Source organism: Mesoterricola sp. MK458, assembly GCF_055384935.1.
Genome location: NZ_AP045075.1, coordinates 3,582,786 through 3,597,500, shown reverse-complemented (window position 1 = coordinate 3,597,500; position 14,715 = coordinate 3,582,786). Strand labels below are relative to the sequence as shown.

17 protein-coding genes (1 of these 17 cut by a window edge) are annotated in these 14,715 nt (G+C 68.3%); 10 read left to right on the top strand and 7 right to left on the bottom strand.

Going from position 1 to position 14,715, the window contains the following annotated elements:
* Together ribF and ACZ5LB_RS15730 are read right to left on the bottom strand one after the other, a co-directional pair.
* Nucleotides 1-875: the 5' portion of a riboflavin biosynthesis protein RibF gene (gene ribF / locus ACZ5LB_RS15735; protein WP_464603156.1), read on the bottom strand. 58 nt of this gene lie to the left of the window's left edge; 875 of the gene's 933 nt are visible here — the first part of the coding sequence; its start codon is at nt 873-875; its stop codon lies off the left edge, out of view.
* Complete coding sequence (locus ACZ5LB_RS15730) at nt 875-1,822, bottom strand: TerC family protein (protein ID WP_464603155.1); 948 nt, start codon at nt 1,820-1,822, stop codon at nt 875-877. Before ACZ5LB_RS15730 ends, ribF begins: the two co-directional genes overlap by 1 nt.
* A gap of 38 nt (nt 1,823-1,860) precedes the next feature.
* Between ACZ5LB_RS15730 and ACZ5LB_RS15725 the strand changes: the two genes are divergently transcribed.
* The gene (locus tag ACZ5LB_RS15725; protein WP_464603154.1) at nt 1,861-2,577 is read left to right on the top strand and encodes an RsmE family RNA methyltransferase; all 717 of its coding nucleotides are present in this window, start codon (nt 1,861-1,863) and stop codon (nt 2,575-2,577) included.
* A gap of 102 nt (nt 2,578-2,679) precedes the next feature.
* Entirely contained in the window at nt 2,680-3,144 is a 465-nt protein-coding gene (locus tag ACZ5LB_RS15720; protein ID WP_464606324.1) for a peroxiredoxin, read from the top strand.
* Here ACZ5LB_RS15720 and ACZ5LB_RS15715 read toward each other — a convergent pair.
* Nucleotides 3,134-3,403 (bottom strand): TMEM165/GDT1 family protein, encoded by a 270-nt coding sequence (locus tag ACZ5LB_RS15715; protein ID WP_306598426.1) that lies wholly within the window; start codon nt 3,401-3,403, stop codon nt 3,134-3,136. The genes ACZ5LB_RS15720 and ACZ5LB_RS15715 overlap by 11 nt on opposite strands.
* 88 nt (nt 3,404-3,491) lie before the next feature.
* On the opposite strand from ACZ5LB_RS15715, the gene ACZ5LB_RS15710 reads away from it, so the two are divergent.
* The 5 genes from ACZ5LB_RS15710 to ACZ5LB_RS15690 are packed head-to-tail and all read left to right on the top strand — an operon-like array spanning nt 3,492 to nt 5,842.
* A complete protein-coding gene (locus tag ACZ5LB_RS15710; protein WP_464603153.1) occupies nt 3,492-4,343 on the top strand; it encodes a ribonuclease D in 852 nt (283 codons plus the stop codon).
* 59 nt (nt 4,344-4,402) lie between these two features.
* Nucleotides 4,403-5,185, top strand: coding sequence for a flagellar assembly protein FliW (gene fliW / locus ACZ5LB_RS15705; protein WP_464603152.1), 783 nt, complete (start codon nt 4,403-4,405; stop codon nt 5,183-5,185).
* Between the two features lie 14 nt (nt 5,186-5,199).
* A complete protein-coding gene (gene csrA / locus ACZ5LB_RS15700; RefSeq protein ID WP_464603151.1) occupies nt 5,200-5,469 on the top strand; it encodes a carbon storage regulator CsrA in 270 nt (89 codons plus the stop codon).
* 21 nt (nt 5,470-5,490) lie between these two features.
* Nucleotides 5,491-5,670, top strand: coding sequence for a hypothetical protein (locus tag ACZ5LB_RS15695; RefSeq protein WP_464603150.1), 180 nt, complete (start codon nt 5,491-5,493; stop codon nt 5,668-5,670).
* 22 nt (nt 5,671-5,692) lie between these two features.
* Nucleotides 5,693-5,842 carry a hypothetical protein gene (locus ACZ5LB_RS15690; RefSeq protein ID WP_464603149.1) on the top strand — a complete coding sequence of 50 codons (150 nt, stop codon included), beginning with the start codon at nt 5,693-5,695 and terminating at the stop codon, nt 5,840-5,842.
* A gap of 2 nt (nt 5,843-5,844) precedes the next feature.
* Here the strand turns inward: ACZ5LB_RS15690 and uvrA are convergent, their stop codons facing one another.
* A complete protein-coding gene (uvrA, locus tag ACZ5LB_RS15685) occupies nt 5,845-8,682 on the bottom strand; it encodes an excinuclease ABC subunit UvrA (RefSeq protein WP_464606322.1) in 2,838 nt (945 codons plus the stop codon).
* 75 nt (nt 8,683-8,757) lie between these two features.
* Between uvrA and ACZ5LB_RS15680 the strand changes: the two genes are divergently transcribed.
* From ACZ5LB_RS15680 to galU, 3 genes are read left to right on the top strand one after another with little or no spacing between them, the layout of a single operon-like run.
* Nucleotides 8,758-9,657, top strand: coding sequence for a CHAD domain-containing protein (locus ACZ5LB_RS15680; protein WP_464603148.1), 900 nt, complete (start codon nt 8,758-8,760; stop codon nt 9,655-9,657).
* Nucleotides 9,654-11,252 (top strand): sensor histidine kinase, encoded by a 1,599-nt coding sequence (locus tag ACZ5LB_RS15675; RefSeq protein ID WP_464603147.1) that lies wholly within the window; start codon nt 9,654-9,656, stop codon nt 11,250-11,252. The genes ACZ5LB_RS15680 and ACZ5LB_RS15675 overlap by 4 nt, the downstream gene beginning before the upstream one ends.
* Nucleotides 11,253-11,259: 7 nt before the next feature.
* Nucleotides 11,260-12,138, top strand: coding sequence for a UTP--glucose-1-phosphate uridylyltransferase GalU (galU, locus tag ACZ5LB_RS15670; RefSeq protein ID WP_464603146.1), 879 nt, complete (start codon nt 11,260-11,262; stop codon nt 12,136-12,138).
* A 6-nt stretch (nt 12,139-12,144) separates the two neighbouring features.
* Here galU and mnmG read toward each other — a convergent pair whose 3' ends face one another.
* Genes mnmG through ACZ5LB_RS15655 form a run of 3 tightly spaced genes read right to left on the bottom strand, consistent with a single transcriptional unit; the run spans nt 12,145 to nt 14,654 of the window.
* Nucleotides 12,145-14,019, bottom strand: coding sequence for a tRNA uridine-5-carboxymethylaminomethyl(34) synthesis enzyme MnmG (gene mnmG, locus ACZ5LB_RS15665; RefSeq protein ID WP_464603145.1), 1,875 nt, complete (start codon nt 14,017-14,019; stop codon nt 12,145-12,147).
* A gap of 31 nt (nt 14,020-14,050) precedes the next feature.
* The gene (locus ACZ5LB_RS15660; RefSeq protein ID WP_464603144.1) at nt 14,051-14,275 is read right to left on the bottom strand and encodes a YtxH domain-containing protein; all 225 of its coding nucleotides are present in this window, start codon (nt 14,273-14,275) and stop codon (nt 14,051-14,053) included.
* Entirely contained in the window at nt 14,268-14,654 is a 387-nt protein-coding gene (locus ACZ5LB_RS15655; RefSeq protein WP_464603143.1) for a hypothetical protein, read from the bottom strand. Before ACZ5LB_RS15655 ends, ACZ5LB_RS15660 begins: the two co-directional genes overlap by 8 nt.
* Between the last annotated feature and the right edge of the window lie 61 nt (nt 14,655-14,715).

Sequence of the window (14,715 nt, the reverse complement as noted above, 5' to 3'; positions counted from 1 at the left end):
CGCAGCGCTTCCACACCGGAGAACCGCATCTCCCCCCGGACGCGGTGCAGGAAGCGCACGGTCAGGTGGGCTCCGTACAGGTCCCCCTGGAAGCCCGGCAGGTGCGTCTCCACTGTGATGGCGCGGCCTTCGAAGGTCGGCTTCTCCCCCACGTTGGTGAGGCCCCGCCGCGGCTCCGGCAGATGGGCGCCGGCCACTTCGGTCACGTAGACACCGTTGGCGGGCAGCTGTTCCTGCTCCCAGGCGAGGTTGGCGGTGGGAAAGCCCATCTGGCGCCCGCGGCGCTCCCCTTCCACGACGATCCCCGTCAGGGCGTAGGGATGGCCCAGCAGGCTGGCGGCCTCCTCCACGTCGCCGGCTTCCAGCGCCGCGCGGATGCGCGTTGACGAGAGGTGGCCGCCGTCGGGCGCGCGCAACGCGTGGGTATGGATCTCACAACCGGTCGCGCGGCCCCATTCTTCCAGGGCCTCGAGGGAGCCGGCGCGGTCCTTGCCGAAACGGAACTGCCGGCCCACGTGCAGCTCGCGCGGCGCCAGCGCCCGCTGCAGCCCCAGGAGGAACTGCGCGGGGCTGAGTTCGGAAAAGGCGCGGCTGAAGGGGATCACCCAGGCCAGGTCCATGCCCGCGGCCCGGAAGGCCTCCAGGCGCTGGGGCAGGGTCATGAGGAGCCTGGGCTTGCGTTCCGGGGCGACGACCACGGAAGGATGGGGGTCGAAGGTGACCACGGCGGCCGTGAGGCCCAGTTCCCGGGCCCGGGAGGCCGCGAGCTCCAGCACGGCGTGGTGCGCCGCGTGTACCCCGTCGAAGTTGCCCAGGGTGACCACGCTGGGACCTTCGGGCGGCGCCGCCTCGAGGGCGTGGTTCCAGATGCGCATCAGGCCCTGCCTTTGCCCGGGCGGGTCGTCCACAGACTCAGGAGGATGCAGCCGGCCAGGATGACCCCGATCACCAGGAGGGAGATCCAGATGGGGATGTGGAACCATTCGGCGATGCACATCTTCACGCCCACCAGGGCGAGGATCACAGCCAGGCCGGTGCCGAGATGGTGGAACCGGTCCACCATGCGCGCCAGGAGGAAGTAGAGGCTCCGCAGGCCGAGGATGGCGAACACGTTGGACGTGTAGACGATGAAGGGGTTGCGCGTCACCGCCAGGACGGCGGGGATCGAATCCACGGCGAAGACCAGGTCGGTCATCTCCACCACGGCCAGGACCAGGAACATGGGGGTCGCGTAGGTGTGGCCGCCCCGGCGGATGAAGAGCCGCGCGTAGCCGGCGTCGGGATCATAGGGCAGGAACCTCCGCACCAGCCTGGCCACGGCTCCGTCCCGGGGATCGCCGGGTTCCTCGTCTCGGTGAAGGAGCATCTTGATGCCCGTGTAGATGAGGAAGCCCCCGAACACGAAGGTCATCCAGGCGAAGCGCTCCAGGAGGGCGGTTCCAGCCAGGATCATGATGGCGCGCATAATGAGCGCCCCCAGGACGCCCCAATACAGGACCCGGTGCTGGTTCTTGCGCGGCACCTGGAAGGATGTGAAGACGAGGACGAAGACGAACAGGTTGTCGACGCTCAGGGACTTCTCCAGCAGGTAGCCCGCGAGGTACTCCCCGGCGTGGACCGGCCCCATGTAGATGAAGATGAGACCGTTGAAGGCCAGGGCCAGGGCGATCCAGACCGCGGTCCAGATGCCGGATTCCCGGATCGAGGGTTCATGGGCCGACCGGTTGAAGACCCCCAGATCCAGGGCCAGCATGGCGAAAACGAGGACGTGGAACCCCAGCCAGGCCCACCAAGGTGCGGATTCGAGCAATGCGTGGAACAAGTTGCCTCCAGACTTCCAGTTTAGGGGAAGATTCCAGCATGAGCCTCCCGCGCTTTTTCCTCAACGACGGTCCCCCCCCCATGGAAGGCACCCTTCTCCCCCTGGAGCCCGCCCAGGCCAAGCACCTCTGGGTGCTCCGGCTGGGCACCGGCGCCGCGCTGGAACTGGTTCTGCCCTCGGGCCCCTGGAAGGCCGACCTCGCGGAGATCTCCAAGGACCGGGCCGTGGCCCGTCTCGTGAGGCCCCTGGCCGAAGAGAGGGAGCCGGCCCATCCGATCCACGCCTGGGTGCCGATCACGGCCCAGCTCGCGCTCCTTGACGACATGCTGCCCGGGCTGGTGGAGCTGGGGGTCACCTCCATCCGGCCCGTGGCCTATGAACGCAGCGAGTACGACCCCGCCAGGACCCTGGCGCGGTTCGAACGCTGGCAGCGGATCATCCGCGGCGCCTGTGAACAGAGCCACCGCTCCCGCATCCCGGCCCTGGGCCAGCCTGCGGTCTTCGGGGACCTGCTGAAGGTGGACGTCGACCAGCGCTGGGTCGCCTACGAGGTGCGCGCGGGAGACGGCAACCCCCGGCCCGGGCCGGGGCCCATCGCCTTCACCAGCGGTCCCGAGGGGGGGATCACCGACGGCGAATTCGCGCTCCTTTCGGGGGCGGGCTGGAAGGCCGTCACCCTGGGGGGAAGCATCCTCAGGGCCGTGACCTGCCCGGTGGCCCTGCTGGGGGCCATCCGGTTCCAGCTTCCGGATTGACGGCGGGAAACACAATCGCTTTCCCGGCATCAAAGGCCCAGGAGGAATCCCATGTCCACACCCCGTACCTTTCTTGCCACGGCCCTGGCCGCCCTCACCGGCATGTCCCTCGGCGCGGCCGACCTGAAGCCGGGGATGGCCGCACCCCCCTTCAGCGCCCAGGACCAGAACGGGAAAACCGTGAAGCTGGCCGATTTTGCCGGGAAATCCGCGGTGGTGCTGTACTTCTACCCCAAGGACGACACCCCGGGCTGCACGAAGGAGGCCTGCTCCCTGCGGGACGGCTTCGAGGCCATCAAGGCCAAGGGCGCCGTCATCCTGGGCGTGAGCGCCGACGACGTCACGAGCCACGCGGCGTTTTCCCAGAAGTACCACCTGCCCTTCTCGATCCTCGCGGATCCCGGCCACACCATCATCGACGCCTACGGGGTCCGCATGCCGGTGATGGGGATCGCCAAGCGGGTCACCTTCATCATCGGCCGGGACGGTGTCATCCGTTCCATCATGACCGACGTCAAGACCGCGGAGCACGACCGGCAGGTGCTCGGAGCCCTGGCTAGCCTTTAGCCAGCACCCAGATCCCCACCGCGATGAAGGCCGTGCCGGCGGCATATTTCACCATATGCTCCGGTATGACCTTGAAGAGGGCGCCGCCCACCAGGACGCCGATGGCCGTCGCGCACACCAGGGCGGCGCTGGCCGCGAGGAAGACGGTCAGCAGGGCCCCGGAACGGGCCGTGGCGGTCATGGCGGCCAGCTGCGTCTTGTCCCCCAGCTCGGCCAGGAAGACTGTGACGAACGTCGCCCAGAAAAGTGATTTGCCCATCGATTTCTCCCTTGCCAGTCTAGTCGATCCGAATTTCGGGCACACTCTAGGGATGTCACTGGCACACTTCGATCTCCCAACCTCGTTTGTGGATTCGCCCGAGACGCTCGCGGAGGCGCTCCCCCACTGGTTCGCGGCCAACCTGCTGGCGGTGGACATCGAATGCAGCCTCACGGGGTTCCACCATTGCGTGCTGGCGCTGCTGCAGGTGGCCACCCACGACCGGTCCTGGCTCGTGGACCCCCTGGCCATTCCGCAGCTCATGAAGCCCACCCTGGAGGCCATGGCCGAGGTCCCCTGGATCGTCCACGACTTCTCGGGCGACGGCATCGTCTTCAAGCGGATCTACGACGTGGTGCCCTCGTCCGTGATGGATACGATGCTCCTGGCGCGCACCCTCGGGTACCCGCAGCCCGGGCTCAAGACCATGGCGCGCCTCAAGCTGGGCGTGGAGATCCCCAAGGAGGAGCAGGATTCCAACTGGATGTACCGGCCCCTCCGCCAGGCGCAGATCAGCTATGCGGCCCGGGACGCTGCCCTGCTGCTGCCCCTCCTGCGGACCCTGGCCACCGAGGCCGACGCCAAGAGGAATGACCCGGAGGTGGGGCCGCGGCTGGCGCAGCTGCCCGGCGAGATGCGCCGCGCCATCCAGCGGGTTCGGAGCTACCGGCCCCCCAGCGACCACCCCGTGGTGGACAAGGTCCGGCACATGGGGCTGGGCGAAACGGCCGTGGAAAGGGCGAGGCGGCTCACGCACCTGCGGCACGTCTGGGGCAACCAGGGCGATGTGGCCGCGGTGATGGAACTGGGCAACCGCTGGATTCTCGCGCGGCTGGAACATCCGCCCCGGTCCAAGGAGGCCCTGGAGCGGTGCATTCCCAACCCCCGGTTCCGGCGCAACCGGCTCGACGAGCTGTGGGCTGTGTTCGACTCGAAATAACGGTTCCGGAACCAGCCGTCGATGGGATGATGGACCACCACCCTGTTCCAGGAGCGCGGATGAGTCAGGAAGATTACGTCGTCACCTTCCCGAAGGCCCTCGCGGGATTCCCGGCACTGACGGAATTCCGGGTTTTCGAGCCCGAGGGGACCTACCCCCTCAAGTTCCTCCAGGCCGTGGCCTCGCCGGACATCTCCTTCGCCTGCATGGACGCCGCGACCGTCAAGGGGGACTACGACGTGCCGCTGGCCCCTGAGGATGCGGAGATCCTGGCGCTGGAGAAACCCGAGGATGCCCTGGTGCTCGTCATCGTGGTGGTTCCGGGCGAGGACCCGCGCCGCATGACCGCCAACCTGGCCGGACCGCTGGTCATCAACACCCGCACCCGCAAGGCCGTGCAGGTGCAGCTGGACACCCGGACCTTCCCGCTCCAGTTCCCGGTCTTCCTGCCCCGGAGCGAAGGGGAGATCACCTTTCCCGCCGGCCTCATCGGCTTCCCCGAGCTGAGGACCTTCTCCCTGCTGGAGCCCTCGGACGCGTACCCCCTCAAGTTCCTCCAGCCCGTGGACCGGGAGGATATCCATTTCGTGTGCATCGATGTGGCCGCCATCAAGATGGACTACCAGGTGCCCCTTTCCGGTGAGGATGCCCGGGCCCTGGCCATCGAGGACGCCGCCGAGGCCCTGGTGCTGGCCCTGGTGGTCATCCCCGAGGACCCGCGGCTCATGACCGCGAACCTGGCCGGGCCCATCCTCATCAACCTGCGCACCCGCCAGGGCCGTCAGGTGGTGCTGAACACCGAGCACTTCCCCCTCAAGTTTCCCGTCATTTCTGACAAGTAGCCGGAAAGGTCCCCATGCTTGTCATCACCCGGAAACTTGATCAATCGCTCATCATCAATGGGAATATCGAGGTCCTGGTCGTCGGCGTGAGCAAGGATGGGGTCCGCCTGGGCATCAAGGCGCCCAAGGAAGTCCAGGTTCACCGGCGTGAAGTCTTCGACGCCATCGCCGAGGTCAACCGGGCGGCCACCGCCCAGACGAAGGGGGCGGATCTCACCCTCCAGGACGCCGCTGCGCTGCTCCGGGCCCGTTTGCCTAAAGTGAAACCCGTGAAGGACCGATAAGAAGGGTTCAGGAGCATTCCCGTGGACGTGGGCCTATCCGTAGAGAGCATCATCGGCCAGCAGGCGGCCTTGACGAGGTCCGCCGTGGGCGTGAGCGTGGAACGCAAGGTCCTGGACATGGCCCGGACGCAGGGGGAGGACCTCGCCCGGCTCATCGACAGCGCCGGGGGCGTGGGACGCGCCGTGGACACATACGCTTGACGGGTTCACCAGGGGGTCAGCCATGAACGTTTCCAGAATCCAGCAGCACGCGCAGGCCGCGAAGGTCGAAACGCCCAAGAAGGCGGAGGTCCCCGCCCCGCCCAAGGCCCAGGAAGCTCCCAAAGCTCCCCCGCCCGCCCACCTGGGCAGGACGATCGACACCAAAGCCTAGAATCACTTGAGGTAGGGTTTCAGATAACGGCCGGTGACGCTGTTCTTGTTCCGGGAGACCTCTTCGGGCGTGCCGGTGGCGATGATCAGTCCCCCTTCGGCGCCCCCTTCGGGACCCAGGTCCAGGATGTGATCGGCGGTCTTGATGACGTCCAGGTTGTGCTCGATGACGACGACGGTGTTGCCGGCGTCCATGAGCCGCCCGATGACCTCCAGGAGCTTCTGGATGTCCTTGAGGTGAAGGCCCGTGGTGGGCTCGTCCAGGATGTAGAGGGTGCGCCCGGTGGGACGCTTTGACAGCTCCCGGGCCAGCTTGACCCGCTGGGCTTCGCCCCCGGACAGGGTCGTGGCGCTCTGGCCCAGCCGGATGTAGCCCAGGCCCACGTCCGACAGGGTCTGGAGCTTGTTGGCCAGCACGGGGATGGGGGAGAAGAGGACCAGCGCCTCCTCCACCGTCATGGCCAGCACGTCCGAGACGCTGTGGCCCTTGTAGTGGATCTCCAGGGTCTCCCGGTTGTAGCGCTTGCCCTTGCACTGTTCGCAGGTGACGTAGATGTCGGGCAGGAAGTGCATCTCGATCTTGAGGACCCCGTCCCCCTCGCACTTCTCGCAGCGCCCGCCCTTGACGTTGAAGCTGAACCGGCCCGGCGTGTAGCCCCGGGCCTTGCTCTCGGGCAGCTGGGAGAAGAGATCCCGAAGGGGGGTGAAGAGGCCGGTGTAGGTGGCGGGGTTGCTCCGGGGGGTGCGTCCGATGGGGGCCTGGTCGATGTCGATGACCTTGTCCACGTGCTCCAGGCCCTTGATGGCCTTGTGCCTGCCCACCACGTGGACGCCCTGGTGCAGCTGGTTGGCCAGGGCCTTGTACAGGATCTCGTTCACGAGGGTGCTCTTGCCCGAGCCGGAGACCCCGGTGACGCAGGTGAACAGCCCGATGGGGAAGGAGGCGTCCACCTTGCGCAGGTTGTTCTCCTGGGCCCCGGTGACCTGGATGTGGCCGCGGGTGGCCTTGCGGCGCTTGCGGGGCACGGGGATGGTCTCGCGGCCGGAGAGGAAGTGGCCCGTGACGGAGGCCTCGCTGGTGCTGATCTCCTCCGGGGTGCCCTGGGCCACGATGTAACCGCCGTGCTCGCCGGCCCCGGGACCCAGGTCCACCACGTGGTCGGCGGCGAGGATGGTCTCCAGGTCGTGCTCCACCACCAGGACGGTGTTGCCCAGGTCCCGCATGTCCTTGAGGGTGTTCAGCAGCTTCTGGTTGTCCCGCTGGTGGAGGCCGATGCTGGGCTCGTCCAGGACGTACATGACGCCCTGGAGCTTGGAGCCGATCTGGGTGGCCAGCCGGATGCGCTGGCCCTCGCCGCCGCTGAGGGTGGCCGCGGACCGGTCCAGGGTCAGGTAGCCCAGGCCCACGTCGTCCAGGAAGCCCAGGCGCTCGTTGATCTCCTTGAACACCTTGCCGGCGATGACGGCGTCCTTGCCCTCCAGGCGCAGGTTCCCGAACCAGACCCGGGCGTCCCGCACGCTCATGGCGCTCACGGCGGCGATGTGGAGCCCCCCCACGAACACCGACAGGATCTCGGGCTTTAGCCGGGTGCCCCCGCAGGCCTCGCAGGGGGTGATCCGCATGGATTCCTCCATCTCGGCGCGGATCTCCTCGCTGGACGTCTCCCGGTAGCGGCGCTCGAGGTTGCCCACGACGCCCTCGAAGTTGTGCATGAACTCGTAGCGGTTGCCCTTGTTCTGGTAGATGAACTTCATCTTGCGGTCCAGGCCGTGGAGCAGCACCCGGCGCACGTCGGCGGAGAGCTTCTTCCAGGGGGTGTCCAGGCTGAAGGAGAGGGCCTTGGAGAGCTGGCCCAGGAACTGGGCCCGCCAGCCGTCCTCGCCCGCGGACTTCCAGCCGCTGGCGACGATGCAGCCCTGGCTGATGCTCAGCTCGGGGTTGGGAACGATCAGCTCCTCGGCGAACTGGCGCTTGAAGCCCAGGCCGTCGCAGGTGGGGCAGGCCCCGAAGGGCGAGTTGAAGCTGAAGGAGCGGGGTTCCAGGTCCGGGATGCCCATGCCGAAGCGCTGGCACTTGGCGTTGTTGCAGGCGAGCTTGGAGGAGAAGAGGCGCTCGGTCCCCCCCAGGTCCACCAGGGCGGAACCCTCGGCGAGGTTGCAGGCGATCTCGAGACTGTCCGCCAGCCGCGAGCTGATGCCCTCGGCGTTCTTGAGGCGGTCGATGACCACCTCGATGGTGTGCTTCTTCTGCTTGTCCAGGTCGGGGACGCCGTCGGTGAGGTCGAGCATCGTCCCGTTCACCCGGGCCCGGATGTAGCCGCGCTTCATGAGGTCGGCCAGGAGCTTCTTGTACTCGCCCTTGCGGGCGCGCACCACCGGCGCCAGGATCTGGACCTTCATGCCCTGGGGCTGGGCGAGGATCTGGTCCGCCATCTCCTGGATGGTCTGGCTGGCGATGGGCTGGCCGCAGGCCATGCACTGGGGACGGCCCACCCGCGCGAAGAGAAGGCGCAGGTAGTCGTAGATCTCCGTGACGGTGGCCACGGTGGACCGCGGGTTGCGGCTGGTGGTCTTCTGCTCGATGGAGATCGCGGGCGAAAGGCCCTCGATGCTGTCCACGTCGGGCTTCTCCATCTGGTCCAGGAACTGGCGGGCATAGGCCGAAAGGCTCTCCACGTAGCGCCGCTGCCCTTCGGCGTAGAGGGTGTCGAAGGCCAGGCTCGACTTGCCGCTGCCGGACAGGCCCGTGATGACCACCAGCTTGTTCCGGGGAAGGACCAGGTCCACGTTCTTGAGGTTGTGTTCCCGGGCGCCCTTGATGTTGATGCTGTCCATCCTCACCTCGTCCAGGGATTTTACGCCAAAATTTCGCATCCGTGAACGGCGTGCGGATTATTTCTTCTCTATGATGGTCACATGCACGCCCTGGAGCTCAGCATCCTCCTGCACCGCGCCCTGGAGGCGCGGGTGGAGCGGCTCTGCGGGCTCCTGGCGGACCCGGCCTGGCTTCGGGATCCGGAGGGGCTCCACCAGGTGCGGGTCGGCTCCCGGCGGGTGCGGGCCGTGCTGGACCTGGTCCGGCCGGAGCTGTACCCGGGTTTCCGGCGCCACGCCCGCAGGCTGCGGCGCCTCACCCGGGCCCTGGGCCTGACCCGCGAACTGGACGTCCACAGTGCGCGGCTGGAGGGCCTCGCGGTGCCCGGGCTGGCCACGGGTTCGGCCCGGGAGCACGCCCTGGAGGTGCTGGAGGCCCGGAGGGTCAAGGCGCGCCGCAGGATGGCCCGGCGTCTTGAGGGCGCTCCCCTCAAGCGGCTTCCCGAACTTCTCCAGGTCCCCAGCTTCCCGGACCCCTTCGCGCCCGGGAACCTGGCGGCGGACGTGTGGGATGCCCTGGACCCGCGCCTGGAAGCCGCGTTCTCGCCCCTGCCCGGGCTCCTGGACCGGGAGGACCCGCCGGCCCTCCACGCCGCGCGGATCCGGGTCAAGCGCCTGCGCTACGCCCTGGAGGTCCTGGCCGGGGCCTTCGCGGACCCGCCCGGGACCGCCCTCACGCAGCTCCGGGAGCTCCAGACGGCCCTGGGCGAGCACCACGACCTCGCCCTGCTCGAGGACGTCCTCCAGGAACTCCACGAGGGCCTGGAAGCGCGGCGCCGGACCCGGCTCGCCTCGGGGACCCTGGAGCTCCTGGCCTACGTGGGCGAAGCCAGGCTGGGCGCATTCGAACGGTTCCGGACCGCGGCCGCGGGCATGCCGCCGCAGGGCTTCCGGGCCTCGCTTAGGGAGGCCCTCGGCCTGCCCGGGGAAGGGAACCCATGAGATTCATCCCCCTGGGCTGGTTCCGCAGCCTCCACGCCAAGCTCTTCATCGTCACGGCCCTGGTGACCAGCCTGCTCACCATCGCGGTGGCCTACTCCATCACGCGGAACAGCCGGCGGGAGATCCTCACCTACACCCGGAACCTGGCCTGGGAGACCTCGTCGGTGGTGGAGACGGAGATCCTCCAGCGCTGGGACAAGGACTTCCACGACTTCAAGGACCAGCGCGGCATCGAGGAGCTCCTGGAAGGGCTGGCGGGCCAGGACCGCAGCATCTTCCAGATCGACGTCTTCAAGCGGGAGAACGCCGACGAGGTGTCCCTGGTCACCTCCTCCGAGGACGACGCGTCGGTGTCCTACGGCAAGGAGATCGGCAGCTACATGAAGGGCGGCCCCCAGGCCGAGCTGGTCTACCTCAACACCGGGAACCGCGCCTGGAAGTTCTACCTGCCCATCAAGAACCCCCGGAAGGGACAGCCTCCCCTGGGCCTCATCCGCACCTACTGCGACCTGGAGCACTGGGAGACCGTGTGGGACCACAACCTGCGGAATACCTACGTGAGGCTGCCCTTCGTCCTCCTGGGCGAGTTCATCCTCCTGTGGGTGATCCTGGCCACGGTGGTCACCGAGCCCATCCGCAGCATCACCGACGCCATGACCCGCCTGGAGCGGGGGGACCCCTCGGCGCGCACCGACGTGCGCAGCAACGACGAACTGGGCATCATCGCCAACCGCTTCAATCTCATGGCGGCCCAGCTCGAGCGCGCCTCCCTGGAGCGCGAGCAGCTCATCGAGGAGATCAAGGGCCTCAACGCCGGCCTCCAGAACCGGATCCAGGACGCCCTCTCCGCGCTGCAGGCCAAGAACCAGGAGCTCGAGAACCTCATGGAGGGCAACGCCCTCCTGCGGGAGGAGCTGAGCCAGCAGGAGCGGCTGGCGGTGGCCGGCCAGCTCACGGCGGCCTTCGCCCACGAGGTGGGCACGCCCTTGAACCTGGTCAACAGCCACCTGCAGCTCCTGGAGGGCCAGAGCGACGTCTCGGAGCGCACCCGGGACCGCCTGGGGGTCATCCGGGGCCAGATCGAGCGCGTGGGCGACATCGTCCGGAAGATGATGAGTTCCACCCGCAGGCCCCGCATCCACCCCGAACCCGTGCCCCTCGGGCCCCTGATGGCCGATCTCCAGCGCCTGTGGAGCCCGACCCTGACCAGCCACGGCGTGACCTTCGGCCTCCAGGCGCCGGACCCCTGCGTGCTGCACGTGGACCGAAAGCAGATGGAGCAGCTCTTCCTGAACATGGTCAACAATTCCGTGGACGCCATGCCCGACGGAGGCCGCCTGGACCTCAAGGTGGAACCCGATCCCCAGGGGGGGCGGTGGCTGGTGAGCCTGGCGGACACCGGCATGGGCATCCCCCCGGAGGTGCTCCCCAAGGTGTTCAAGCCCATGTTCACGACGAAGCCCGACGGCAAGGGCACCGGCCTGGGGCTGGCCATCTGCCGCGAAATCATCCGCGCCCACGGGGGCGAGATCCACATCGAAAGCGAGGAGGGCAAGGGGACCACCATGCGCTTCCCCCTGCCCGCCATGCCATAATCGGACCATGCAGAAGATCCGGAAAGCCGTCATCCCCGTCGCGGGCCTGGGAACCCGGTTCCTGCCGGCCACCAAGGCCCAGCCCAAGGAGATGCTGCCCCTGGTGGACAAGCCGGTCATCCAGCACGTGGTGGAGGAGGCGATCCACGCCGGGATCGAGAACATCGTCCTCATCACGGGCCGGGGCAAGCAGGCCATCGAGAACCATTTCGACGTGGCCTACGAACTCGAGGAGGCCCTGGACCGCCGGGGCAAGAGCGAGGACCTCAAGCTCGTGCAGGGCATCACCCACCTGGGGCAGTTCTCCTACGTGCGCCAGGGGGAGCCCCTGGGCCTGGGCCACGCGGTGCTTTGCGCCCGGCACGCCGTGGGCGACGAGCCTTTCGCCCTGCTTCTGGGCGACGACGTCTTCGACGAGGCCGACCCCGCGCTGGGCGCCCTCATCGCCGCCTACGAGGCCACGGGCAAGTCCGTGGTGGGCGTGCAGGAGGTGCCCGAGAGCCACGTGTCCCGCTACGGCATCGTGGGTGGGCCGGGATCCGGCGCCCAGCCCTGGTGGGACGTGGACCGCATCGTCGAGAAGCCCCTGCCCCACCAGGCCCCCAGCCGTTGGGCGGTGGTGGGGAGGTACGTGGTGCTGCCCGAGGTCTTCGAACACCTGAGCCGGATCAAGCCGGGGGTGGGCGGCGAATACCAGCTCACGGACGCGCTCATGGTCATGGCGGAAGCGGGCAGGCTGGTCGCTGCGCCCATCCCGGCCCGGCGGTTCGACACCGGGGACAAGCTTGACTACCTGAAGGCCAACGTGGAGTTCGCCCTGAAGCGGGAGGACCTGCGGGAGCCGTTCCTGGCGTACCTGAAGGACCTGGTCGGCAAGCGCGATTGACCGGACTCAGGCCGGGCGGTTCCGCTCGAGCAGCAGGTGCAGGAGGGTCACCGCCGCGTGGGTGATGCCCGGGATGCGGGACGCCTGGCCCAGGGTCTCGGGCCGGTGGCGCTGGAGCTTCTCCTTCACTTCCGTGCTCAGCCCCGGCAGGTGCTCCACCCGGAAGTCCACGGGGATGCGCACGTGGTCCCAGGCGCGCTGGCCCTGGAGCAGGCGGGCCTCCCGCTCGTGGAAGCCCTGGTAGCGGGCCTCGAAGAGCAGAATGTCCCGCTCCCAGTCGGGATCCCAGCCTTCCTGGGGCACGTCCCACCCCTCCAGCAGGGCCAGGGCGTCGCTCGCCAGGTCCGGGGTGATCTGCTGGCGGCGCAGGAGGTCCAGGAGGGTCATGCCCGAAGCCAGGGTCAGGCCCGCCTGGGCGGCGATGGGGCCGAACGGGGAGGTGGGCGCCACCCAGGCGGCCTCGCACTGCCCACGCAGGCGGGCCCGGCGCGCCATGCGGGCCTCCACCGAACCCAGCTCCTCGTCGGACAGGGCCCCCACCTCCCGGGCCACATCCAGGAGCCGCGCGTCGGCGAGGTCGCAGGCCAGGGCCAGGCGGTGCTCGGCCCGGGCGGTGAGCATGCGGTAGGGCTCATCCGTTCCCTTGGTCACCAGGTCGTCGATCATGACTCCGATGTAGGCCTGGTCCCGGCCCAGGACCACGGGTTCCTGCCCGCGCAGGCTCCGCACGGCGTTGATGCCGGCCATGAGCCCTTGGCCCGCGGCCTCCTCGTAGCCGGTTGTCCCGTTGATCTGGCCGGCGAACCAGACGCCCTCCAGGTCCTTCACCTGCAGACCCCGGGTCAGTTGGAGGGGGTCGAAGCTGTCGTATTCGATCGCGTAGCCCGGCCGCAGGATCTCCGCCCGGGAGAACCCCGGCAGGCTGCGCACCATGCGCTCCTGCACATCCACGGGCATGGAGGTGGAAAGGCCCGCCAGGTAGATCTCCCGGGTCTCCAGGGAATCCGGCTCCACGAAGATCTGGTGGCTCTCCTTGCCGGGGAACTTCACGAACTTGTCCTCGATGGAGGGGCAGTAGCGCGGACCCACGCCCTCCACGTGGCCGCCGTACATGGAGGACCGCGCCAGGTTCTCCCGAACCGCCCGCTCTGTCTCCGCTGTGGTGTGCACGATGTGGCAGGGCACCTGCCGCTGGCGGATGCCCGGGCCGAAGAAGCTGAAGGGGTGCGGCGCCGGGTCCCCCCACTGGGGCTCCAGGAGCCCGAAATCGATGGTGTCGGCGTTGATGCGGGGGCTGGTGCCGGTCTTCAGGCGCCGGCAGGCCAGGCCCAGCGACCGCAGCTGCTGGGCCAGGTGGGTGGAGGGAGGCTCCCCTGCCCGGCCGGAATCCAGCTTCCGCTCGCCGATGAGAACCTTGCCGTTCAGGAAGGTGCCGGAGGTGACCACCACGGCGTCGCAGGGAAGAACGGAGCCGTCCGTCAGCTCAACGCCGCACAACCGTCCGTTCGCCCACTTCAACTCCGCCGCCATCCCCTGGGCCAGGCGCAGACCCGGAAGCCGCTCCAGGTGGTTGCGGGCGGCGGAGCGATACTTCACCCGGTCCGCCTGGGCCCGGGGGCCCCGCACCGCCACCCCGCGGCTGGCATTGAGAATGCGGAAGTGGATGCCCGTGGCGTCCGCCAAGCGGCCCATGGCCCCGCCCAGGGCATCCAGCTCGCGCACCATGTGGCCCTTGCCCACGCCGCCGATGCTGGGGTTACAACTCATCTGTCCGAGCTGGTCCAGGTTCATGGTGAGAAGGACCGTGGGCATTCCCATCCTGGCCGCGATGTTCGCCGCCTCGATGCCCGCGTGTCCTCCCCCTATGACCACCAGCTGCATGAATGCCCCACGGCACCCAGTCTATACGGGATCAGCCCCGGGACGACTCGTCGGCCATGGCGTCGGTGGCGTTGGAGTAGATCTCGTTGCCCAGGCGGCGGGCCTTGTCGCGGACCTTGTTGGACATGTCCTTGAGGTCTCCCCGCAATTCGCGGCCTGACTTGGGTGTGGTGAGGGCCACCACCACCGCGCCGACCGCGGCGCCCAGCAGGAAGAACAGCAGCGTCGAACCCACGTTATCCCTTGAATCACTCATTTGGCTTCTCCTTTTCAGTGGCGTCCCCAGGGGTCCGCTTGAAGAAAGATATGCCGATTTTCACCGCTGTCAGGAGGGCTTCCAGCCAGGGCGAGGGCCCCCGGTCCAGGAGTCCGGTCAAGGACCGCACCAGGGCTACGGCCAGGCCTCCCGCGGTCGCCGGGAATTCCAGGCTCCGCTCCACCAGGCCCGTCACCCGGTCCAGGCTCTGCCGGGTCTGGTGCACGTCCAGGGCGATCTGGCGCAGGTCCTCCCGGGCGCTCTCGGCCAGCACCTCCACCGCCTTGGCGGTGCGCATCAGCTGGAGCAGGAGGGGCACGAGGAACCCCGTCAGGACCAGAAGCACGATCACCAGAACGAACTGCAGGACCCTGTCCATGGAACCCTCCCGTCAAGTCTTCCCAATGTAGGCAGGGTTCCCGGGGCTTGCCAGCACAATC